At 44.4% G+C, this 21271-nt stretch carries 17 protein-coding genes; 6 read left to right on the top strand and 11 right to left on the bottom strand.

Annotated features, from left to right (window positions below; all coding sequences use genetic code 11):
• Positions 1 to 68: 68 nt before the first annotated feature.
• Together MC7420_RS28080 and MC7420_RS28075 are read left to right on the top strand one after the other, a co-directional pair.
• Entirely contained in the window at positions 69 to 1508 is a 1440-nt protein-coding gene (locus tag MC7420_RS28080; RefSeq protein ID WP_006104731.1) for an MFS transporter, read from the top strand.
• 391 nt (positions 1509 to 1899) lie between these two features.
• Positions 1900 to 2088 carry a CPXCG motif-containing cysteine-rich protein gene (locus MC7420_RS28075; protein WP_006104692.1) on the top strand — a complete coding sequence of 63 codons (189 nt, stop codon included), beginning with the start codon at positions 1900 to 1902 and terminating at the stop codon, positions 2086 to 2088.
• A gap of 70 nt (positions 2089 to 2158) precedes the next feature.
• Here MC7420_RS28075 and MC7420_RS28070 read toward each other — a convergent pair whose 3' ends face one another.
• Both MC7420_RS28070 and MC7420_RS28065 read right to left on the bottom strand, forming a co-directional pair.
• A complete protein-coding gene (locus MC7420_RS28070; RefSeq protein WP_044210185.1) occupies positions 2159 to 2653 on the bottom strand; it encodes a DUF3368 domain-containing protein in 495 nt (164 codons plus the stop codon).
• Entirely contained in the window at positions 2650 to 2895 is a 246-nt protein-coding gene (locus MC7420_RS28065; RefSeq protein ID WP_006104686.1) for a UPF0175 family protein, read from the bottom strand. The genes MC7420_RS28070 and MC7420_RS28065 overlap by 4 nt, the downstream gene beginning before the upstream one ends.
• A gap of 534 nt (positions 2896 to 3429) precedes the next feature.
• Here MC7420_RS28065 and MC7420_RS28060 point away from each other — a divergent pair.
• Positions 3430 to 8832, top strand: a complete 5403-nt coding sequence (locus MC7420_RS28060) for a CHAT domain-containing protein (protein ID WP_083799191.1) — start codon at positions 3430 to 3432, stop codon at positions 8830 to 8832.
• Between the two features lie 220 nt (positions 8833 to 9052).
• Here MC7420_RS28060 and MC7420_RS28055 read toward each other — a convergent pair whose 3' ends face one another.
• The 5 genes from MC7420_RS28055 to MC7420_RS28035 all read right to left on the bottom strand — a co-directional run bounded on the left by MC7420_RS28055 (position 9053) and on the right by MC7420_RS28035 (position 14582).
• Complete coding sequence (locus MC7420_RS28055) at positions 9053 to 10204, bottom strand: tetratricopeptide repeat protein (RefSeq protein WP_006104785.1); 1152 nt, start codon at positions 10202 to 10204, stop codon at positions 9053 to 9055.
• A gap of 76 nt (positions 10205 to 10280) precedes the next feature.
• Positions 10281 to 11690 (bottom strand): tetratricopeptide repeat protein, encoded by a 1410-nt coding sequence (locus tag MC7420_RS28050; protein WP_006104789.1) that lies wholly within the window; start codon positions 11688 to 11690, stop codon positions 10281 to 10283.
• Between the two features lie 103 nt (positions 11691 to 11793).
• Entirely contained in the window at positions 11794 to 13716 is a 1923-nt protein-coding gene (locus MC7420_RS28045) for a ShlB/FhaC/HecB family hemolysin secretion/activation protein (protein ID WP_006104691.1), read from the bottom strand.
• 329 nt (positions 13717 to 14045) lie between these two features.
• Complete coding sequence (locus MC7420_RS28040) at positions 14046 to 14294, bottom strand: FitA-like ribbon-helix-helix domain-containing protein (RefSeq protein WP_006104708.1); 249 nt, start codon at positions 14292 to 14294, stop codon at positions 14046 to 14048.
• Between the two features lie 51 nt (positions 14295 to 14345).
• A complete protein-coding gene (locus MC7420_RS28035) occupies positions 14346 to 14582 on the bottom strand; it encodes a hypothetical protein (protein ID WP_157453363.1) in 237 nt (78 codons plus the stop codon).
• Between the two features lie 444 nt (positions 14583 to 15026).
• Here MC7420_RS28035 and MC7420_RS28030 point away from each other — a divergent pair, with 444 nt between their 5' ends.
• Complete coding sequence (locus tag MC7420_RS28030) at positions 15027 to 17354, top strand: VIT domain-containing protein (RefSeq protein ID WP_044210219.1); 2328 nt, start codon at positions 15027 to 15029, stop codon at positions 17352 to 17354.
• Between the two features lie 56 nt (positions 17355 to 17410).
• Here MC7420_RS28030 and MC7420_RS28025 read toward each other — a convergent pair whose 3' ends face one another.
• Complete coding sequence (locus MC7420_RS28025) at positions 17411 to 18049, bottom strand: Uma2 family endonuclease (RefSeq protein ID WP_006104736.1); 639 nt, start codon at positions 18047 to 18049, stop codon at positions 17411 to 17413.
• A 155-nt stretch (positions 18050 to 18204) separates the two neighbouring features.
• Here MC7420_RS28025 and MC7420_RS28020 point away from each other — a divergent pair, with 155 nt between their 5' ends.
• Together MC7420_RS28020 and MC7420_RS28015 are read left to right on the top strand one after the other, a co-directional pair.
• The gene (locus MC7420_RS28020) at positions 18205 to 18624 is read left to right on the top strand and encodes a secondary thiamine-phosphate synthase enzyme YjbQ (protein WP_044210180.1); all 420 of its coding nucleotides are present in this window, start codon (positions 18205 to 18207) and stop codon (positions 18622 to 18624) included.
• 143 nt (positions 18625 to 18767) lie between these two features.
• A complete protein-coding gene (locus MC7420_RS28015; protein WP_006104715.1) occupies positions 18768 to 19520 on the top strand; it encodes a DUF4058 family protein in 753 nt (250 codons plus the stop codon).
• 188 nt (positions 19521 to 19708) lie between these two features.
• Here MC7420_RS28015 and MC7420_RS28010 read toward each other — a convergent pair whose 3' ends face one another.
• The 3 genes from MC7420_RS28010 to purS are packed head-to-tail and all read right to left on the bottom strand — an operon-like array spanning position 19709 to position 21008.
• The gene (locus tag MC7420_RS28010; protein ID WP_006104783.1) at positions 19709 to 19960 is read right to left on the bottom strand and encodes a hypothetical protein; all 252 of its coding nucleotides are present in this window, start codon (positions 19958 to 19960) and stop codon (positions 19709 to 19711) included.
• A gap of 59 nt (positions 19961 to 20019) precedes the next feature.
• Entirely contained in the window at positions 20020 to 20730 is a 711-nt protein-coding gene (gene purQ / locus MC7420_RS28005) for a phosphoribosylformylglycinamidine synthase subunit PurQ (RefSeq protein ID WP_006104744.1), read from the bottom strand.
• Positions 20727 to 21008, bottom strand: a complete 282-nt coding sequence (gene purS, locus MC7420_RS28000; RefSeq protein ID WP_006104760.1) for a phosphoribosylformylglycinamidine synthase subunit PurS — start codon at positions 21006 to 21008, stop codon at positions 20727 to 20729. Before purS ends, purQ begins: the two co-directional genes overlap by 4 nt.
• Positions 21009 to 21271 lie beyond the last annotated feature (263 nt).

Below are 21271 nucleotides of genomic sequence, written 5' to 3'. Positions count from 1 at the left end.
TTGGCTTTGTTGTCAGTCCATGAGAGATCAGCGCTAAAGCGCTTACTACAAACTCTAAAGTTGACGCTATGGATCAGTCTCCCTCATCCGCTTTACCGAAGCCAGAGATTAAAACGCTGCGTTTTACCACCAAGTTTACCTATGGAGTGGGTGAGTTATCAGCCGCGATTCCTGGCAATATTTTATCCTTTTTCTTCTTGTTTTTTCTCACGAATATCGCTGGACTTAGTGCGAGTAAAGCGGGTACTGTGATGCTGATTAGCAAAGCCTGGGATGCGATTAATGATCCGCTGATTGGCTGGCTGAGTGATCACACCCGTTCACCTTGGGGACGGCGTTATCCGTGGATTGTTTGTGGCGCGGTTCCTTTGGGACTCTTTTTTATGTTGCTGTGGATTGTGCCGACGTTTAGTCAGGATGCTACGTTGAATCAGCAGGCGTTATTCGGCTACTACGGTGTTTTAGGGGTTTTATTTTATGCTGCATTTACATCAGTGCTGCTGCCCTTCTCTGCCCTAGCTCCCGAACTGACTCAAGATTATCATGAGCGGACTAGCTTGATCAGTTTTAAATCGGCATTTTCTGTCGGTGGCGCAATTTTGGCATTAGTTTTGGCTCAAGTTATCTTTTCTGTAGTGGAACACCCTAGCCAAAAATATTTAGTGTTAGGAATTGTCTGTGCTACTTGCGCTGTTGTATCTGCCTACGTCAGTGTTTTAGGAACTCATCGGGTTGTCCTCAATCAGCAAGAACCAGAGACAGTGAATGAGTCGGTACGCCCATCGTTACCCTGGCGATCACAAATTGGCTATATCTTCACTAATCGCCCTTTCTTGTATGTCATGGGTATTTATCTTTGTTCTTGGTTAGGGGTACAGATTACTGCCGCAATTTTGCCCTACTTTGTGATTAACTGGATGGGATTACCCGATCACCACTTTACCCAAGTCGCGATCGCGGTTCAAGGAACGGCACTGGCGATGATGTTTATCTGGAGTTTTGTGAGTAAGCGGTTGGGGAAAAAAGCGGTTTATTTAATCGGGATGCCGTTGTTAATTCTGGCGGAAGCTGGCTTATTTTTCCTACAACCGGGTCAAGTGGGTTTACTCTATGGTTTGGCTGTATTGGCAGGATTTGGTATTGCTACGGCTTATCTAATTCCCTGGTCAATGTTACCCGATGTTGTGGATCTCGATGAACTCAATAGCGGACAACGACGGGAGGGGATTTTCTATGGGTTCATGGTATTGTTTCAGAAAATGGGGTTTGCGATCGCCCTGTTTTTAGTGGGAAAAATACTCGACTGGGCAGGGTTTATTTCCAGTGTGGCGGGAGAACCTAATCCTGTACAACCAGAGTCGGCGTTGTTTGCCATCCGGATGATTATTGGTCCGTTACCGACATTGATCTTACTTTGCGGTTTGGTTTTTAGCTATTTTTATCCGATTACTCGCGAGGTTCATGTCCAAATTCTCCATCAACTCTGGGAACGCAATCATCAGTCCTAATGTGAATGGCACGCTCAATAAGCATTTCTGGATAAATGAAACCTTAATATACCGTAGGGTGGGTTGACCCACTTAAAATAGGGCTTTGTTTGTAGTGAGAACTTTAGTTCTCTAACGCCTAGCTGGAAAAGGCTGAGGTTCCCTCACTACGAAGCCAATCTATCGCACCATTTTAGCTGGGTTAGTCCGCCATCGTGGGCTCTTGCGAAGTCGAAACCCACCAGCCTTAAGTCAGCGCCATTCGTCTTAATATTAGGGGCATGACAGGGCTAAAATAGTGACATAGATTTTAGGTTTTTTGGGCGCACGTCGGTATCTTTTTGGGCGCACGTCGGTGCGCCCCTACGGTTTCACGTTATGCTAATCTACCAAGTTAGATATGCCATTTATTATGGAAAATACAGCGGAATACAGTTGTGCCTACTGTGGCGAAGCCAATGTCACCTTTATTGATATTAGTGCAGGCTCTCAGCAATCCTATGTTGAGGATTGTCAGGTTTGTTGTCAACCGAATATTTTGTATGTCCGGATTGATGAAGAAACCCTCGACGTGGAAATTGATACGGATGTGGAAAGTTAACTGGAACATAATGGAGAATTAATTGATAGGGAACCCACTAGACCTCATGAAACAGTCGCGGTAAAGTTAGCTACTCACCCGCCGCTTGTAGGATTGTTGCATACAACTGACTACTTACCCGAAAATCTAACTCCCCCATCAACCGATCTATCAGAGGCTTGACCGTGGGAATGAAACCATTCTGTTTAGCTTGTAGTAGAACGCCTAATAATCCAGTTACGTTAAGTCCATAATTAGTTGCCAACGCTCTACCACGCCGCTCATCCATCAGGAGTAGGTTAGCTTTCAATTCCAGCGCTAAAATGATTGCTTCGGCTTCACCCAAATCAATATTGTTCTGGCTAGTTTGAATATCTGTCACTCTTTGAACATCAGCGACTGTCTTAGTCTGAATCCAAGATAGAGACTGTACTTCAACTGCACCAGGAACAATTTTATTCACTGCCACCATTTCATCATAAACAGCTTGCGGAATAATGATGGTTTTATAGAGTTGCCGCAATAAATCGAGCTGACCAATTGCTGCCAGATTGGTGATGGGTGAAGTATCACTGACAACAATCATAGTAAGCCCATTGACTGCAAGGTTTGAATATCCGACTGAAAATCCTCTACATCATAGTTGATACAAAGTCCTCGTTTGGCTAATTCGTGTTGGAACTCAATTACGGTCAGTCCAGTCCAGGTGCGGACTTTGCCACTGCTGATTTTTTCTTGTTTGTACAGCATGATGGCAATCTCTAGCTTTAGTTCATCCTTAGTCATCTTGGTGGCTTGGAGGATGTCATTCGGTATGACCAGACTCATCGGTTTCGGTTGGAGGAAATTGGATTATTCTGATTCTAAGGATAAGCGATTCTGCATCAGATGGAACGGAATCATGCAGTTACCGCACACGCTTCGCGATCGCGTGTGACAGTTGCGTAAGTCCTGCTACTCATTCTTTGAGATCCATTCTCATCCCTGAGATAGAGATCTCAGCGTAGCTTTAGCTTTTTTATCATTTCGTCGCAGTAGCGTAACACACCATTACCTCGGCTAAACTATTACGCATTAAAATTTGAAATGGGTAGCGATATAGCTGTTAGGACAGATGATTTATGTAGAGACGTTCCATGGAACGTCTCTACAATGATGCCTCTAGAGAAGAAGACGCAGGATTTGTCAGGACTTACGCAGCTACACCACTTATGGAGGAAAAGGTGCGTTAAGCTACGCTAACACACCCTACACATAAAGGATTTGTGTAAGTCCTATTTGTTAAGATTTTTGGTCGTTTGGCAAAAAAAGTCAGTTTATGGGGGAAACTTTTCGTTAGAGAGCGTAAAAGGTTATTGAACCATGCCGTATCCTAAAGTTCGCCCGCTTTGGACTTTTCTGCTTCTCTTGTTGGCAGGAATGCTCGCTCCTTCCTCAACCTATGCTCAATCTATTACTCCAGCAGCAGATGGCACGGGGACGATGGTAACACCGGATGGAAACCGCTTCGATATCCACGGTGGCACGTTTTCGGGAGATGGGGCAAATCTGTTCCACAGTTTTGAGCAGTTTGGCTTAGATTCGGGTCAGATTGCCAATTTTTTATCAGATCCTACGATTCAGCATATTATCGGGCGAGTTGTTGGCGGTGATCCTTCCCAGATTAATGGGTTAATTCAGGTTATGGGGGGTAATTCTAATTTAGTGTTGATGAATCCGGCGGGTTGGGTGCTGGGTTCAGAGGCTCAAATTAATGTTCCGGCGGCGTTTACGCTGACAACGGCGACGGGTGTGGGTTTTGAGAATGGGTATTGGTTCAATGGGTGGGGTGAGAATGACTACTCGAATTTAATCGGTACACCGAGTCAGTTTGCGTTTGATTCGATGCAACCGGGAAGTATTATTAATGCGGGTAACTTGGAGGTGCTAGAAGGTCAAACGTTAACCCTGCTGGGTGGTACTGTGGTCAATACGGGAGAAATTCGGGCGCCTGGAGGGACGATTACGATCGCGGCTGTACCGGGGAAAAACCGAGTCCGGATTCGTCAGTCGGGACATTTGTTGAGTTTGGAAATTGAAGCACCTCGGACAGTGGATGGACAACTGTTATCGTTTACCGCGCGGGATTTACCGGATTTGCTGACGGTTGGGGCGACGGGTATGGAGACGGGATTAACGGCAAATGCGGATGGTACGGTGCAGTTAGGGGAGTCTGGGACAAGGATACCCACAACTCAAGGAAGTGCGATGCCTACGGCTGGCTTCGCCTACGCTTCTGGTAGCCTAGATGTCTCTAATTCAGGTGTAGGCAAAGTTGGCGGTGAGGTGAATATTTTAGGTCAGCGCGTTGGTGTATTCGGGGCTACGGTGGATGCTTCGGGTACAAACGGCGGTGGATTGGTGAGAGTGGGAGGGGATTATCAAGGTCAGGGTACTATACCGAATGCGTCGCGGACGGTTGTTAGTGCAGATTCGAGGATTAATGCGGATGCGCTGGTTGAAGGGAATGGGGGACAGGTGATTGTTTGGGCGGATGACGCCACTGGGTTTAATGGCAATATTAGCGCTGGTGGGGGGAGTGATTCTGGGGATGGTGGCTTTGTTGAGGTGTCGGGAAAAGACGCATTAGCCTTTAGTGGTTATGTTGATGTGTCGGCGGCAAATGGTCAAGATGGGACTATTTTACTCGACCCTAGAGATATTATTATTGAGCCAAATGATGGGGTGGCTGATGATAATGGTCAGATTTCTCCTGGCGTAGATGAAGAAATTCTCTTTAATGATGGTGGGAATGCGGTTGATTTTGAAATTGATGACACAGCATTGACTGCTTTGACGGGTAATATTCTTCTGCAAGCGCAGCAGGATATTATTGCCCAGGCTGGGACGAATTTGAATTTCACCAATCAGACGTTTGGTGAGACGATTCGCTTTGAGGCGGGTCGAGATATTCAGATTAATTCACGCCTAACTACAGCAGGTGGTTCGGTCGAGTTAACCGCGACAACGGGCGGGATTGTGTTTGATGGTATTGATACCAGTGTGAATACAGGGAATGCTGGTTCTGTAACGTTGCAAGCGGCGGGGGATATCACAACGATAGAGAATTTTCTTGTAGAACTCGTCGATCCGGAAAATATCTCAGCAGGCGTTACTGATATAGCAGACGCCAGTATAAATACGTCGGTGAGTGTTAATGGTAGCGGCAATGGGGGTGATATTTCTCTTATCAGTACGAATGGTTCTATTGATACGAGTTCTGGAGATATCTTATCTGTAACGCCTGATGGTAGGGGAGGTTCTGTAGCGTTACAAGCTGGGGGCAATATTACGGTTAAGTCTATCGGTAGTTACGTTAATCCGACAGGGGATGCTGGATCGATAACCTTGCAAGCGGGAGGTAATATCACAACCACAGGTCTTTTGGGTGAAAACGGTGAGGGAACACTGATTTCTAGTGCAAAAACGGGTAACGGGGGTCAAATTTCTCTAACCAGTACCAATGGTTCGATTGATACCCGTTCAGGAGAAATTTGGGCTTTTTCAATTAATGGCAACGCTGGCGCGATCGCACTGTCTGCTGCTGATGAGATTAACACGGCTGAAATTAAGGCGAGTGCTGAAAGTGGAGATGGGAGTGGGGGAACTATCTCCTTTTCTAATGCTGGTGATGTGAATACAGCAGAGATTGATGTGAGTGCGGATTTGGGAAATGGAGGGAGTATCTCCTTTTTGGGTGCAAGTGGTATTAATACAGCAGAGATTGATGCCAGTTCGGTTTCCGGAAATGGGGGAACTATCTCCTTTTCTGATGCTGGTGATGTGAATATAACAGAGATTCAGGCGAGTGCTGAAAGTGGAGATGGGAGTGGGGGAACTATCTCCTTTTCTAATGCTGGTGATGTGAATACAGCAGAGATTGATGTGAGTGCGGATTTGGGAAATGGAGGGAGTATCTCCTTTTCGGGTGCAAGTGGTATTAATACAGCACAGATTGATGCCAGTTCGGTTTCGGGAAATGGGGGAACTATCTCTTTTTCTAGTGCTGGTGATATTAATACGACAGAAATTGATGCGAGTGCTGAAAGTGGAGATGGAGGGACTATCTCTTTTTCGGGTGCGAGTGATATTAATACGGCACAGATTGATGCCAGTTCGGTTTCCGGAAATGGGGGAACTGTCTCTTTTTCCGGTTTTGTTGATATTGCTGATGGGACTGATACGGGACAGATGACGTTCTCATTTTCTCCCCCTGATGACATTAGTACGCAACAGATAGATGTCAGTTCGGTTTCCGGAAATGGGGGAACTGTCTCTTTGTTTAGTGTTGGTGAGATTAACACGGCACAGATAGATGCGAGTTCGGTTTCCGGAAATGGGGGAACTGTCTCTTTTTCTAGTGCTGATGAGGTTACTGTTGATACTGATTCGGGACAGGTCACTCTCTCGTTGTCACTTTCTGGTGTGAGTGAGATTAACACGGCAAAGATAGATGCCAGTTCGGATTCCGGAAATGGGGGAACTGTCACTGTGTCTGGTGCTGGTGAGATTAAAACGGAACAGATTGATACCAGTTCGGTTTCTGGAGATGGGGGAACTATCTCATTTTCTAGTGCTGGTAATATCGATACGGCACAGATTGATACAAGTTCGGCAAGTGGGAATGGGGGAGCGATCGCACTTTCGGCAGGGGATGACATTAACACGGCACAGATTGATACCAGTTCAGCAAGTGGGAATGGGGGAGCGATCGCACTTTCGGCAGGGGATGACATTAACACGGCACAGATTAATACCAGTTCGGCAAGTGATGAAAGTATTGGTAACGGTGGAAACGTAACTCTTAACGCTCAAGGAAATGTTCAAGTTACCTCTATCAATGCTCAAGGTGGAGACAGTGGGATGGGGGGTGATGTTGACATTACCGCCAACGGATTTTTCAGCGCCACAGGCACGTTTACAGACCAGAATAATATAGATACCAGCATTTCCACTGCTGCTGGGAGTGAAGGAGGTCAAGTTATCATTCGACATGGAGGTGGTGTTGGTATTGCCTTTGATGTAGGAAATGCCTCTTTAAATGGAACGGCTGGAGCTATTACTACTGGCACTGATAATTCAATTCTGCCACCCCAGTCTTTTTCAGGTTCTTATAGCCAGGGAACTCCGCCAAGCGATATTCAGATCATTGCTCAAAATAACTCTTTTGTGGTCTCGCCGCTACCTTCTGTGATTTTGCCACCCCAGTCTTTACCAAATGTTATCAGCCAAGGTATTTCTCCTAGTAATATTGATTTCGTCCCTCAAGATAACGCTTTTAATTCACCTCAAGACAACTCTTTTATAGCTGGCAATTGTCCACCTGACTGTAATCTTGAAATCAGCAACTTGAGGGCGAGTAATCCTCTCCCAGAGTTGGTTTTTGAATTAGAGGAATTGTTTACCAGTGAGTTTGAGCAGTATCTAGGACAGTCTGGTACTCCGATTAAAACACTAGAGGATGCTCAGGAAGAACTTCGGGCGATTGAGGAGCAAACAGGAGTTAAATCAGCACTGATTTATGTTTTTTTTGCTCCAATTAATCCACTATTTCAATACCAAAGTCAGTCATCAGAGCTATCCTCAGAGCTAGAGGTGTGGGAGTTCGGCGAACAAGGATTAGTGGTGGATAAAACAGCTCAGAGTAAGATTAGGCGCAATCTTCGTCCTGAAGTTGAAGATCAGTTACGAATAGTTGTAGTAACAGCTAACGAAAAACCAATTCGGAAACGAATAGCAGATGTATCTGCAAATTATATTCTGGCAACAATTAACCAATTTCAAGGGCTTGTTTTAGACAATAAAAATCATAAAAATGACTACATAGAATCGGCTAATAAGATATATCAATGGTTAATTGAATCCATCGAGCCAGATTTACAAGATCAACAAATTGAGAACCTAGTTTTCATCATGGATAGTGGTCTTAGGTCGCTGCCTCTAGCAGCACTTTACGATAAAGAAGGATTGTCAATTTTAAACAAGTATAGCGTGGGTTTAATGCCTAGCCTAAGCCTTACTGATACTCGCTATGTCAATATTCAGGACTTTCAAGTTTTAGCTATGGGGGCTGAAAAGTTTACAAGTGGAGAAGAATCGTTACCAGCAGTACCTGTAGAACTAGGTGTAATTACTCAACAAATTTGGTCAGGTAAAGAGTTTCTCAACGAAGACTTCAACCTAGAAAATCTAACCAAGGAGCGAACACCAGAATTTCGTATTGTTCATTTGGCAACTCATGCCAACTTCCAACCGGGAGATCCTGTTAATTCATACATTCGCTTGGGTAATAGTAAGAAGCTAACATTTGATCAACTCAGTCAGCTAAATTTAAATGACCCATTAGTTGAACTGTTGGTGTTAAGTGCTTGTCGCACAGTGATGGGTGACTCAGAGTCGGAATTGGGATTTGCTGGGTTTGCTAAACGGGCTGGTGTCAAGTCAGCATTGGGAAGTTTATGGGCTGTCAGTGATCTTGGTACACTGGCGCTCATGATCTCCTTCTACGAGAAAATGGGAGAAACTGAAATTCCGATTAAGGCTAAGGCATTACAACAAGCTCAGCTAGCGATGAGCCGAGGTGAAGTGCGATTGGAGGGAGGTCAGATCGTAACGAGTAGTAGTAGCTATCCTCTACCCTCTAAGTTGCTAAGGAATCTAGAAGATCAAGTATTTACTCATCCTTATTACTGGAGTGGTTTCACAGTGATTGGCAATCCTTGGTAATAGTAGTTTGGCAGTAAGCTGTCATGCATTTAAATTGGGTATTAGTAGCGAGCAAGATGCTCGCACTACAAGGATTCGTCATTATTGACATTAAGATTTACAGCAGATTGCAGGTAAATGAAGTACACCTACATAGTGCTACTACTTGATCAGAGGGTAAAAACTGTACCTCACGAACTTGCAATACGCTGTAAATGCCGAATCGCTTAGAATCTTGCAGTCAATTATTTCGCGGTGTAATTATAATAACACTCTTATTTGGATTAGACTGACAATTATTTTCCGCTTGCTCTCTTAATTTTGTTCTCAATTCTGTCAGTGCGTTTTCTATATCTTTGGCGCTTTCACGCTCTCCAAAAACTTCATATCCAGCTTTGGCTTTGGTTTCTAGTTGTTCTGCCTCTTCTTGCTTGCCTAGAATGAGCTTGGCTCCTGCTAAACCAGCTTGTGCTTCCGCTAGGTTGTAGCTATGCCCGATAGGGTCAAAGCGCTCGATTGCCTTGGAATAGTAATCCTCAGCTAGCAAGTTGAGTCCGGATTCTGCATAGAGTTTCCCCAGCCTGCTGTACACAAATGGTGTTTTGGCTCCTTCTAGTTGTCTGAGTTCTTTAATCGCATCAGTTATTAAATATTCAGTACTGTAAACTCCAGCTAGGGCAAGTGCCTTATTTTCATCCGTCAAGCTTGAATTGTTAATGTCTACTACTCTCTTGCGTACTTCTTTCCGCTTATTTTCTGGAAGGATTTCAAAGCCGAAACAGCCTCCAGAACCATCATCTTCAAGTGAGGATCTGTTCTGATCTGTTGTAACAGTCAATAAAAATTGAACTCCCTGTGTTAAAAAAGGGGCATCATTAGGATACTTTAGCTCCGTAGAAGTAACTTTTGCTGGATTTTCCCACCAGATGATCCCTCCCGGTCCTAACACTTTTACGGTATAGCTGGTTGCTCCCGGTACTTCATTCCAATGAAAAGTTGGTCTCTCATCGAGCAGATAAGTCATGCGAGGACTAAGTGTGTATGGAATTTCTGGATTACTTCCACCCAGTCTATATCTAATAATTGTAAGACGCTCATCTTGTCTATTAGATAGGTGGCAAGTGCTGTTTACGCCCGATGATACATTGGCAGGTAATAGTGGTTTAGCCCCATTAGGGCAGCGAATCTTCACAATTGACGATGGTATTAGTATATCACCCGGCTGAAGTACTTCCCCTGTTTTGATTGATGTCTCCGAATCTCCCCGGAGGAGAATTACTTCGTCTTCAGCTTGAATTAGTTCTATATCAGGGGTGGATGAAATAGCAGTGAATCTGAGCGCTGTTGTTTGTATCAGAGTAACAGCAATCGCGACAGGTATTTTATAGTTCATGATGTTTCTCAGAGTAGATACGTTGTAATAAAGTCCAAAATTTTGTACATGGAGTTATGTCATAGCTTTATTTCTCCTATTTCACCTGAACAGTTTTGAGTTCTAGCAGTCGTTCCTTAGCCATTGCCAACCAGATAACTTCCTCAGGAAATTCTTCAGGACTGTCAGAAATACAGTATTCCCATTGTTTTTGTTCCTCCTTAGTATTATCGTTTTCCTTATTTAGCACCTGTGCTAGTAGACAATGGGCAGAACCTGGGCGTTCATCAAGACTTGGGGGCAACTGATCAGCCAGATAAATTGCTATATTTAGATGTTCCTTAGCAAGAGTGAGATAATTCTTTTCTAAATACAACCAGCCAAAGTTCTTGTACAGAGTGTACTCCAAACGCTTATTTTCGATTGACTTTTTCTTAAGCTGTGTCAGAAGGACACCAGCATTAGCATAATCTTTTTTGAGAATATACAAGCGAGCTAAGTTGTTAAAAGCTGTTTGGTAACCACCTTGTATAGCATATTTGTATTCTGTGCTGGCACGCTTAAAATCTTGTAACTCTTCGTAAAGCAAACCCAGATAGAAATGTGTTTTTGCATCATCTGGATTCATTGCCAAAGCGCGTTTGTAATCTGATTCAGCACTCGCTAAACGACCAGCTTGGTATTCTTGATATCCGTGTTGACGATAAGGCTCGGCGAATCTAGGCAACACCCAGTAGATAGTTCCTAAAATTACACAGACTAATAATGCTAAACCCAATTTAATCTCTTGCCACCAGTGCTTAGATAGATTGCAGTTTTCGAGAAACTGTTTTATTCCTTCCTTACCTGACTCGGTTAGTGCGCCTTTAGCTGCCAAAAGTGTCAACACACTCTGAACACTAATTGCCAAAGCTCCCAATAAATCAGGTCCGCCTGTTAAAACACGAGAGGAAATATTTACCAAAAGCCCAAGAGAAGCCGTGAAGAATAGGACAGATAATCCACTCCACGACCAATCAAAACGATCCTGTGGATGGACAGGAGGGGGGAAAAACCACCACCATGCTTTAGGTGGAAGCTTCAGGCTTTTACGCCATTCAGGTAGCTCTACGGTTTGGGCAATAAACTTTGCCTGTTCTCTCAAGCGCTTGTCTAGGTCAATCAGAGTGAGTAGAGTATCTGGGGAATCCTGGTTTTTCTCAAGTTGGATAGCTTCAACGGCATCACGAGCAAGTAAGACATCTATCACTCGCTTTTGCTTATCTGATGGTTGATGAACATTTGCTTTTAAGGCTGTAGGTAAATATCTAAATTGCGTAAATACGACGGCAAAAATTGTTTTGTATGAAGATCGAAAAATCTCTGCTTTGAGTGCTTTGCACCAGCGTTTTAATCGAGCATATAAAATTGTAAACTTTATTTTATTTGTTGAATATTTAGATGCTTTTTCAAGTGCCTCTAGCTTAATTCTATAGTTTTTTATTGCTTGATTTAATGAAGTAAACATTATTTAATTTGATTAGTTTTGGAGTAGCATTAATCAATCTTATCAAACCGTATTTTAAGAAGATCTAGGTGGCTCTAAAAGGTTAAATACCAATAGGCAACTCCTAAAAACGATAGTTAACACTAAAGTAGTATCCAAGATCCTGGAAGTTATCATCCCGGTCATCTAGCAAATTTAAAGGAATGCCCCAGTCGAAACGAAAGCTCAGTTGCGACTCTGGCTGCACAATTAATCCCAAACCAAGAGCAGCTAAGAAACGATCTGATGGTAACTGATTCGGGTTATCAGGATGATTCCAGACAATGCCTGCATCAAAAAAGGGAGCTAGTAGTAAGGTTGAAACACCAGTTTGATTGCGTTCAAGAGTAATTCTATCTTCAATTGAGAAGCGAAACCCATTATCCCCAGAGCGCACATTCTGTCGATAACCCCGCACTGATTGACCTCCACCAATCACAAACTGTTGAGCGGGTAATAAACTACCCGGTGTCAATTGTAATTCAGCCTGAACAACCAACAAGTGGTTCCCACTAATTCGTTGCACCCGTTGCACTTGACCCAACCAACTCAAGAACTGTCCATCTGGAACCTCCCCCTCATTTGCAGTCGCATCAAAGAAACCCGTCCCAAAACTAAACTGTGAACCCAAAAACCACGCCCCTCGCGATGAACGACGCAGATACTCTTGTCCAAACTGAATTACACTCGTGCGACTCACCCCATCCTCATCCGGACCAATGCCAAAGGGAATCCCTAAAGAATCAAAAATAAACGTCTGACCCTCTTGGAAGGTAAAACCCAAGGATAAGGCAAACTCTTCACGAGGCTTGCGTATCAACGGTTGACGATAAACAATTTCATATAGATCCGTTTCTCCTCGAATATCAAAGTCATCAAACTCTGACTGAATAATATCATTTCTATTCGGTGCTATTCTCAGTGTCAGTGTACCGTTCATTGAATTGAGCGGCAGCCGATAGCCCAAATCCACTACATCAGCGCCCAACGTCGCCGAACGGGAAAAGGAAATTCTATCTCCAACAACCGCTAAGTTACGATGGCTTAACTCAACGCCTAATCGTTCAGAACCAACACTCGGCGGTGAGAAGTTATCAGCACGTACACTACCCTCAAAGGGATTCACTTTAGTGAAGTGAACATTGAGATTCGTTTGCCCTCTCTCCCCAGTTGCGACTAAACGCGCTTCTATACCCCCGATAATGGGATCGTCACGTAGTAATCTCAGTTGGTCTTCCAGTTCAGCCGTATTCAGGGGAGTCCCTGTACCCAATTGAATGCGATCGCGAATATAAGATGCCCATCGTCCTGTTACTTCAACTTTTTGAACCTCTGTATTTTCTTCTTGGTTTTCACTGTCCGTAATCTGGCGGCTTCCACTCTCCTCAGTCTCAATGATTTCAAAGATCTGAATTTGCTCTAAACTTCCCTCAATCACACAAATTTCCACAACCCCATTCTCAAAGCTGGAAACTTCTGCTTGAGAGTTGATGTAACCCTTTGTGAGATAAAGGTCAGTAATGGCTCCGGCAATATTATTCGGTAAATTTTCCAGAACGTTCTTCAAGTCAGCAAACTCTTTTCGTTGGGTGTATTTTTCCGGTGCTGTCAGCAAAAATCTTACCGTGACATATCGCTTCTCTAGGGGTTGAGTCACTTCCCTAACCGCATCCATCACTTCCTCACGACTAAACACTGTATTGCCAATTACCTTAATCGTCAGCCCTGGAATATTTTCGACTGGAAACGCGATCGCAGAATGTTGCTGGTGAAACTTATGGGTATCCGGACAAGCTGAAGCCAGTAGCGAAGAGGCTTCGGCTTCACTGTTTGGAGGGGATAGCTGCACAACTGGATCAGTCAGATGTTGCATTTCCACCTCCCCTAACCCAGTCGCTGAGGTGAAAACATGATCAGGATTAGCGGTAGCCCTGAACCCACTCCCTGTCATGAGCCAAACTAGGGGGAGTATCAGCAGACAACCCTGCAAGCTTAAAGGCGCAGCCATCGTAGTTATAAGTAAAAACTACTAACTCTGTCAGATCCATTCTCATCCCTGAGATAGAAATCTCAGTGTAGCTTTAGCTTTTTTTATCATTTTGTCGCCGATAAACACCTGTAACGGCTCCTATCCCGCCCTTGAAGGCGTCAAACCGCTATACTCCTCATCCTTCGTTATCTCTGTTACCTGTGTTTAGTTCAGTCAGATTCCCAAGGATTAACAATTGCAATCCCACATTCTTCAAAATCAGAAACATTACGAGACACATCTTATGATAGAGACGTTCCGGCGAAACGTCTCTACAACAGTTCGTTTGTCCTAACTAATAGGTGTGTCTATTCTTTAAAATTAGGAAGTTCGCGTAAGGGTTCCCTAGGAATCATCGGCAGTTTAAAATCGCCCAAATGGGTAAAACGTCGCTCGATAGCCAAGGCTAAATTCAAGGGTTTAGGAACTGGTTCTGTTAATACAGCGCGGAGGATTTCTTTAGCTTCTTCTTCAAGAGAACGTCCCGAATATTCAGCTCGCTTTTGGAGGCGATTTTTCAGGTCATCATCAAAGTTTTGAATCGTGATACTGTTCATAGTAGACTCAATGGCTAAAGCTATAAGCTGTTCGGCATTTAAACCTTAATATCAATAATGGCGCAATCCTTGCCGTAGTGCGAGCATCTTGCTCGCTACATCAAGCATCTTGCTCGCTACATCAAGCATCTTGCTCGCTACATCAAGCATCTTGCTCGCTACATCAAGCATCTTGCTCGCTACATCAAGCATCTTGCTCGCTACATCAAGCATCTTGCTCGCTACATCAAGCATCTTGCTCGCTACATCAAGCATCTTGCTCGCTACTAATACCCAATTTAAATGCATGACAGCTTATTTGGGGGAGAGCGACAAGATCAGGCTAGCATAGTGTTATTGTTTCACTTGCGATAGATTTTAACGCACTGCACACCGACTGCTGCGTGACTTTAGCTTTTTTTATCATTTCGTCGCGGATAAACCTTACTTTTGATCGGGATCTGGAAAACCTCTCTCCTGTAAGGAGAGAGGCTTTGAATTCTCCCGGGCTGGGGGGTTAGGTTGAATGTCACACTCCTCAAGTCTGGCGTTGCACAGCCCACCCTACAACTCAAACCTTTACAAAGGACGAATGACGATCTCCACCCCTCATTCTTTATATTTGTTAATTTTCCTTGGATGTACGAAAAACCCTAACGCTAGTATAAGGGGTCAACTACTCCTGAAACGCCAAAACTCAACAGTAGCATTGATTATAGATGCCCCTCATTGGTGAAGAACGTACTCATGGTTATGAATACAACGCTCCGCTCTCATAAACCCCTTGGTGGACTATACACTAAAACAGGGGAACATGCTTTGGTTTTTCCTTTGAAGCATACGCAAGTGCTGGCAAAGGTGGCGGGGAATTTATCCCGCGTCGAAGTAACCCAAACCTTTGAAAATTCCTTCCGGGAACCCTTAGAAGCTATCTATATCTTCCCTCTCCCCGATGCGGCGGTGGTGGATGAGATGGAGATTAAACTGGGCGATCGCATAATTAAAGGGGGGATTAAAAAACGGGAAGAGGCGCAGCTAATTTATGAACAAGCCCGCCAAGAGGGACGAACGGCTGGATTATTAGAACAAGAACGGGATAATATTTTTACTCAATCTTTAGCCAATATTAAACCCGGAGAACGAATTGATGTCACGATTCGCTATACTGATACGCTGAAATTTAGTAGCGGTGAGTGCGAATTTGTTTTCCCGATGGTAGTAGGACCCCGATTTTGTCCAGGGATTCCCATTGACGAAACTGGGGATAGCGATCGCGTGGCGGATGCGTCACGGATTATGCCTACGATTATCCCACCCAGTACCCGATCTGGACATGATATTCAAATCACGGTGGAAATTGACGCTGGGGTTCCCATTTCCAACATTAATTCCCCCTCGCACCAGATTAGAGTGGAACAGGAGGAAACAGGGGTGCGCGTACTCCTGGGGGAAGGGGACACAATTCCCAACAAAGACCTGATTTTACGCTATCAAGTAGCAGGCGATCGCACTCAGGCGACGGTACTGACGCAATCGGATACACGCGGCGGTCATTTCGCCCTTTATTTGATTCCGGCTGTGGATTATTCCGATCATGAAATTGTCCCCAAAGATGTCGTTTTTCTCATCGATACTTCAGGATCTCAAAAAGGTGATCCGTTCCGTAAATCTCAGGAACTGATGCGCCGATTTATCCAGGGTTTGAATCCGCAGGATACGTTTACGATTCTTGATTTTTCTGATATCACGACCCAATTGTCTGCCAAACCCTTAGCCAATACACCCCAAAATCGGATTAAAGCCCTCACGTATATCAATCAATTAAAGGCAAATGGCGGCACTTATTTACTCAATGGAATTCGCGCTGTCTTAAATTTCCCCGCTGCACCCGAAGGACGTTTACGCAGTATTGTATTAATTACGGATGGTTATATTGGTAATGAATCAGAAATTTTGGCAGAGGTGAAACAGTATCTCAAATCCGGAAATCGTTTATATAGTTTTGGCGTTGGCAGTTCGCCCAATCGGTTTCTCTTAAATCGGATGGCTGAATTAGGGCGAGGAACCTCACGAATTGTACGTCAGGATGAGTCAACTCAGGAAGTCACTGAAAAATTCTTGCGCCACATCAATAATCCCGTTCTTACGAATATAAATGTTGAGTGGCAAGGGCTGGGAGAAGCGATGATTTATCCGACAACTCCCCCCGATTTGTTTACCCAACAACCCTTAGTTTTATTTGGGCGCATTTCCCCGATTTATCCGGAACAGACGGGTATTCTGAAAATTACCGGAACCGTTACCGGGGGTAAGCGTTATGAACAGGAATTTCACCTGAGATTGGATTCAGAGGGTAATTGTGCGATCGCGCAGTTGTGGGGGCGGGCGCGAATCAAGGATTTGATGAATCAAATGTGGCACTGTGAGAAGAAGGCACAGGTTGAGGCAATCATCGAAACGGCTTTAACCTATCAGATTTTAGCCCCCTATACAGCGTTTGTTGCCGTCAGTGAACAAATCCGAACTGATCCGCAAGGGAAAGGAATTTGTGTTTCTGTCCCCGTGGAGGTGCCAGAAGGGGTATCGTATGAAGGAATATTCGATCAATCTCCCATGCGTTTCCTCGGACTCAAATTCAGGCGATCGCGAGGCAATTCTGGTTTGCCACCCTCACTCACGACTAATGGGGCGTCTCCTCCGGTTGTAGGCGATTCCATCCAGCAGCCACTCCTGAACTGTACTGATGTGGATATCACTCCTACCGCATCTCCCCCAGTTCTGGATGAAACCATTACCAACCTGCAAGTTCTCAGCGTTACCGGATTAGAAAAGTCAAGTGCTACCCTACTCACGCAACACCTGCAACAGGTGATTTTACCATCGGGATACTGTGGTGAACTTGTGTTTGAGTTTCCAGTGCGTAAGGGGCGTGTGGTGCGGGTATTATGGGATGAGGATGCCTCTAGCCTCAATGAAGCCGTTGTGATTGATGTAATTAAGCGATCGCTCTTAAGTTGGCAAGTACCCCAATGGTTAATGGATACGGTGCGTTTAACCTTACGGATTCAAACGGACAGTTAATCCTGTAGAGACGTAGCATGCTACGTCTCTACATAAAATGGGGATGGAATTGAAAATTAAATTTGCTCTTGTACCCAAGTGCGAAACACTTTCATTGTTTTATTTCTACCCAAAGTCCGACATTGGTTGAGATACTGGGGAATCGCATCAATGAGTGGAAGGTTAGGAAAATTTCGACTAACTTCAGACAGATTATACTTCCCTTCTCGCAGCAGGTTAATTTGTAACCTTCCTTGTTCAAACCGCCACAGTTCAGGCACTCCGAAAGCAGCATAGATACTCGGATGCGTGCGAGAGGTGACATCAATTTCTAACGCTAAATCGGGAGGTGGATCTATCGTTAAATCAAGGCGGTCTTTACCTCGAACGATTGCTTCATTTTGAATATAGAAACAGTTATCCGGTTCTATCCCTTTAATCATTTCCTCATTTTTGAATGTAGTGGAACCCAAGGTGCAAAATTCAATATCTAATTCTTCAAGAAGTGCTTTGAGTAAATCACTAACGAGTTCTTTCCGACTTTCATGTTCAGGTAAAGGTGTCATGATTTCCAAGGTTCCATTATCATACGCCACTCTAGCGGCACGATGTTCGCCTAAATCCGCTAAAATTGTCTCAAATTCCTGCCAGCTTATATTGGAGAGCAACACTCGTTGTCCTGGTGGTACGGTAATTCGATTCAGTTCTAATAACATGGTTTAACTCCATTGAGTATTAAATTTTATCTCGTCTTGAATAGTCTAGATTTTACACGGTGTACATCAGCCGCAACTCCTTACCAATGACATAAGACGAATGACGATTCTCGCTCATCCTGCTTAAATAGAAAAGAGTTATCCCCATCAACATAATGGCTGTTCATCAAGATTACATTCAACTTGCCACCGACAAGAATGGCGACATGCATGACTTAACCGATAAAGTCAATGCCATTGTCGAAAACTCTGGTATCCAAACCGGAATGGTTCATGTCTTTAATATTGGCAGTACCGCCTCCATTGGCACAATCGAGTTTGAACCAGGATTGGAACGGGATTTACCGGAACTATTAAATAAACTGATTCCACCCAGTCGAGATTACGGACATGAGCAAACTTGGCATGATGGTAACGGACATTCTCACCTACAAGCTACTTGGTTGGGACCCTCTCTCACTGTACCCCTTAAAAATGGCAGGTTAGAATTAGGCACTTGGCAGCAAATCTTTCACCTAGAATGTGATGTGAAACCCCGTCGCCGCAAAATTGTGGTGACGATTTATGGCGAATAGTTTCATTCAGCAACAGAAATGATTCACATCTGAGTAATTCACTAAACATAAATGCTTTCTGTCTTTTGCTATAGATCTAGTATGGAGGTATGGAGGCATCGAACTCAAGTTTCCATCGTCTGTTGTTTCATTGTCCTGTGATTATGACACCAAGTTTTCCAGGGATGAACCCTTATTTGGAAAATCCAGCTTTGTGGTCAGAGGTTCACTCCTGGCTGATTTTTCAATTGGCACGTTATCTCAATCCCTCATTAGTACCCAAATATCGAGCAGCAATTGAGAAACGGGTTTACTTGGATGCTTTACTCGTGGGTATTCCCGATGTAACGGTTTTCCCAAAGACCCCTGAAACAGCACCCAACGTAGCTGTAACAGCAACTGAGGTTGTAACTAAACCCATTCGGGTGACGATACCCTTAACTGAAGAAATCACTGAACGGTATTTGGAAATTCGGGAAGTCAAGACAGGACGGGTGGTAACGGTTGTAGAAATCCTCTCACCTAAAAATAAACGAGGTGGTGAAGGGAGAGAGAAGTATTTGCAGAAGCGACAAAAGGTTTTAAATAGTGCCACTCACTTGGTTGAAATTGATCTGTTGAGGACGGGAAAATTTATGCCAATGGCAGAGGCAGTTCCATCAGATTACCGCATTTTGGTCAGTCGAACGAATCTCCGTCCCGAAGCTGAACTTTACCCGTTTAATCTGCGTGAATCCATTCCCCAATTTTTGCTTCCATTGCAGCCACCAGACCCAGAACCTGTTGTCAATTTAGCTGAGGTCTTGAAACAAGTGTACCAGGAAGCTGCTTTAGACCTAGCGATTGATTATTTACAGCAGACTGTTCCACCTCTGAGGGAGAGGGATTTTCAGTGGGTGCAGTCGTTGATAAGCTAAGTGGACAGAATAAAGGCTAACAGGAGGAGATTGTCTTCATTTGTCCTTTGTCTCTGGTAAGGGTTTGAGGACTATTTACATACATAAGCGTGAGTGTATTGTTTTCTTTTATCCGACTACTTAGAATTTGTGATTCTGTTGGGTTGAGCGAAGTCGAAACCCAACCTATTGGCGTAGTTCCCCCGCCTTTAGTCTCGTGATGAAGCAGCTTTTGACTCTGCCTCTTCTAACTCGATAGTCAAATCAATCAGATGTCTTGCATAACGAATGGAATCTGTCAACCCTCGCTCGGTGACTGGATAGCTATAGCGAGCAAAATTTTCATTCGGGTGTTGCCACCGTAACCACAACCGTCTGTCAATCATCTTCGTGCTAATTAACCAATCTCGGTAGCGGATTGGTTTGATGGGCAAGCCGGTGTTGGGATTGTCTGAAGTCACTGGCTTTCTTAGGAGTATTGAATTTAATTTACGATTTCAGAGAGCATAAAGAAACTTGGTTAGACGGGTTGGAGTCGCTGTTGATTCATGAACGCTAATAATCCGTGAAATAATTTGATGCCATCAACACTGCCCAACAAAGGGTCAGATGCCCGTTCGGGATGAGGCATCATGCCCAATATTTTACCCGTGCGATCGCATATTCCGGCAATGTTGTTCACGGAACCGTTCGGATTGCTGGTTTCGTCGATTTCACCACTGGAATTGGCGTAACGAAAGACAATCTGATTTCCATCTTCGAGGGCTTTCAGGGTGTCTGTATGGGCGTAGTAGCGTCCTTCACCGTGAGCAACGGGCAGTGTGATCATCTCTCCCGTGGCGTAAGCTGAAGTCCAAGGAATGTCAGTGCGTTCTATTTTCAAGGGAACGCGATCGCAAATAAAATGGAGATCTCGATTCCGGACTAATGCCCCCGGTAATAACCCGGTTTCGGTTAAGACTTGAAAGCCGTTACAGATACCCAGGACAAACTTACCCTGTTTGGCGTGGGCAATCACATGGGACATAATCGGCGAAAACTGAGCGATCGCGCCGCAGCGCAGGTAGTCGCCATAACTAAAGCCACCGGGTAATACAACCACATCCAGATCAGAAATATCCGTTTCTTCATGCCAAACCATCCGAGTCGGACAGTTGAGCAAATCCTGGGTGACATAAGCAACATCGCGATCGCAGTTTGAGCCAGGAAAAACCACAATACCAAATTTCATGTTGATACCCCTAACTGTACCTGTACTTCATCCAAATCAAATTGATAATTTTCAATCACCGGATTCGCCAAAAGTTGGTCACAGATGCGATCCAGTTGCTCACTGGCTTGGTTTTCATCCGCCGCCGTCAGCATTAACTCAATATACTTGCCGATGCGTACCTGCTTAACATTCGCGATGCCGAGTTGCCCAATCCCGGACTCGACTGCCACGCCAGCCGGATCTAATACAGAAGGTCGCAGTGTAACATAAATTCGAGCCTTATACTGACGATTCACAAGCACCCCCTAGTGGTTTGAGATTACCTTAATGTGACATCCTCCCACACCAAATCAAAGATTATGGTGTGGGCTTCCAACATCGCTGTTAGACATTGCTGCCCTACGCCACTTATCTAGGTCCTATGCCCCCGACAGCCCGACTTGACAGCCAATTTCTTTCCCCCAGAGTCCCTGGGTACTCAGTTGATCATAGCCTCGGTTACAGATTTCTTGTTAGGTTTAAATTTTGAATTACTAATCCCCAATAGTCCATATCCTTT

The organism is Coleofasciculus chthonoplastes PCC 7420, from assembly GCF_000155555.1.
Taxonomy (GTDB): domain Bacteria; phylum Cyanobacteriota; class Cyanobacteriia; order Cyanobacteriales; family Coleofasciculaceae; genus Coleofasciculus; species Coleofasciculus chthonoplastes_A.
Note: the sequence above shows the minus strand (reverse complement) of the source record. Positions and strands in the feature narration are given on the sequence as shown.

What these genes read in the sequence shown, in the direction of transcription:
- MC7420_RS28080 (WP_006104731.1), top strand. Translation starts at nt 69, where the DNA reads ATGGATCAGTCTCCCTCATCCGCTTTACCGAAGCCAGAGATTAAAACG.
- MC7420_RS28075 (WP_006104692.1), top strand. Translation starts at nt 1,900, where the DNA reads ATGGAAAATACAGCGGAATACAGTTGTGCCTACTGTGGCGAAGCCAAT.
- MC7420_RS28070 (WP_044210185.1), bottom strand. Translation starts at nt 2,653, where the DNA reads ATGATTGTTGTCAGTGATACTTCACCCATCACCAATCTGGCAGCAATT.
- MC7420_RS28065 (WP_006104686.1), bottom strand. Translation starts at nt 2,895, where the DNA reads ATGAGTCTGGTCATACCGAATGACATCCTCCAAGCCACCAAGATGACT.
- MC7420_RS28060 (WP_083799191.1), top strand. Translation starts at nt 3,430, where the DNA reads ATGCCGTATCCTAAAGTTCGCCCGCTTTGGACTTTTCTGCTTCTCTTG.
- MC7420_RS28055 (WP_006104785.1), bottom strand. Translation starts at nt 10,204, where the DNA reads ATGAACTATAAAATACCTGTCGCGATTGCTGTTACTCTGATACAAACA.
- MC7420_RS28050 (WP_006104789.1), bottom strand. Translation starts at nt 11,690, where the DNA reads ATGTTTACTTCATTAAATCAAGCAATAAAAAACTATAGAATTAAGCTA.
- MC7420_RS28045 (WP_006104691.1), bottom strand. Translation starts at nt 13,716, where the DNA reads ATGGCTGCGCCTTTAAGCTTGCAGGGTTGTCTGCTGATACTCCCCCTA.
- MC7420_RS28040 (WP_006104708.1), bottom strand. Translation starts at nt 14,294, where the DNA reads ATGAACAGTATCACGATTCAAAACTTTGATGATGACCTGAAAAATCGC.
- MC7420_RS28035 (WP_157453363.1), bottom strand. Translation starts at nt 14,582, where the DNA reads ATGCATTTAAATTGGGTATTAGTAGCGAGCAAGATGCTTGATGTAGCG.
- MC7420_RS28030 (WP_044210219.1), top strand. Translation starts at nt 15,027, where the DNA reads ATGAATACAACGCTCCGCTCTCATAAACCCCTTGGTGGACTATACACT.
- MC7420_RS28025 (WP_006104736.1), bottom strand. Translation starts at nt 18,049, where the DNA reads ATGTTATTAGAACTGAATCGAATTACCGTACCACCAGGACAACGAGTG.
- MC7420_RS28020 (WP_044210180.1), top strand. Translation starts at nt 18,205, where the DNA reads ATGGCTGTTCATCAAGATTACATTCAACTTGCCACCGACAAGAATGGC.
- MC7420_RS28015 (WP_006104715.1), top strand. Translation starts at nt 18,768, where the DNA reads ATGACACCAAGTTTTCCAGGGATGAACCCTTATTTGGAAAATCCAGCT.
- purQ (WP_006104744.1), bottom strand. Translation starts at nt 20,730, where the DNA reads ATGAAATTTGGTATTGTGGTTTTTCCTGGCTCAAACTGCGATCGCGAT.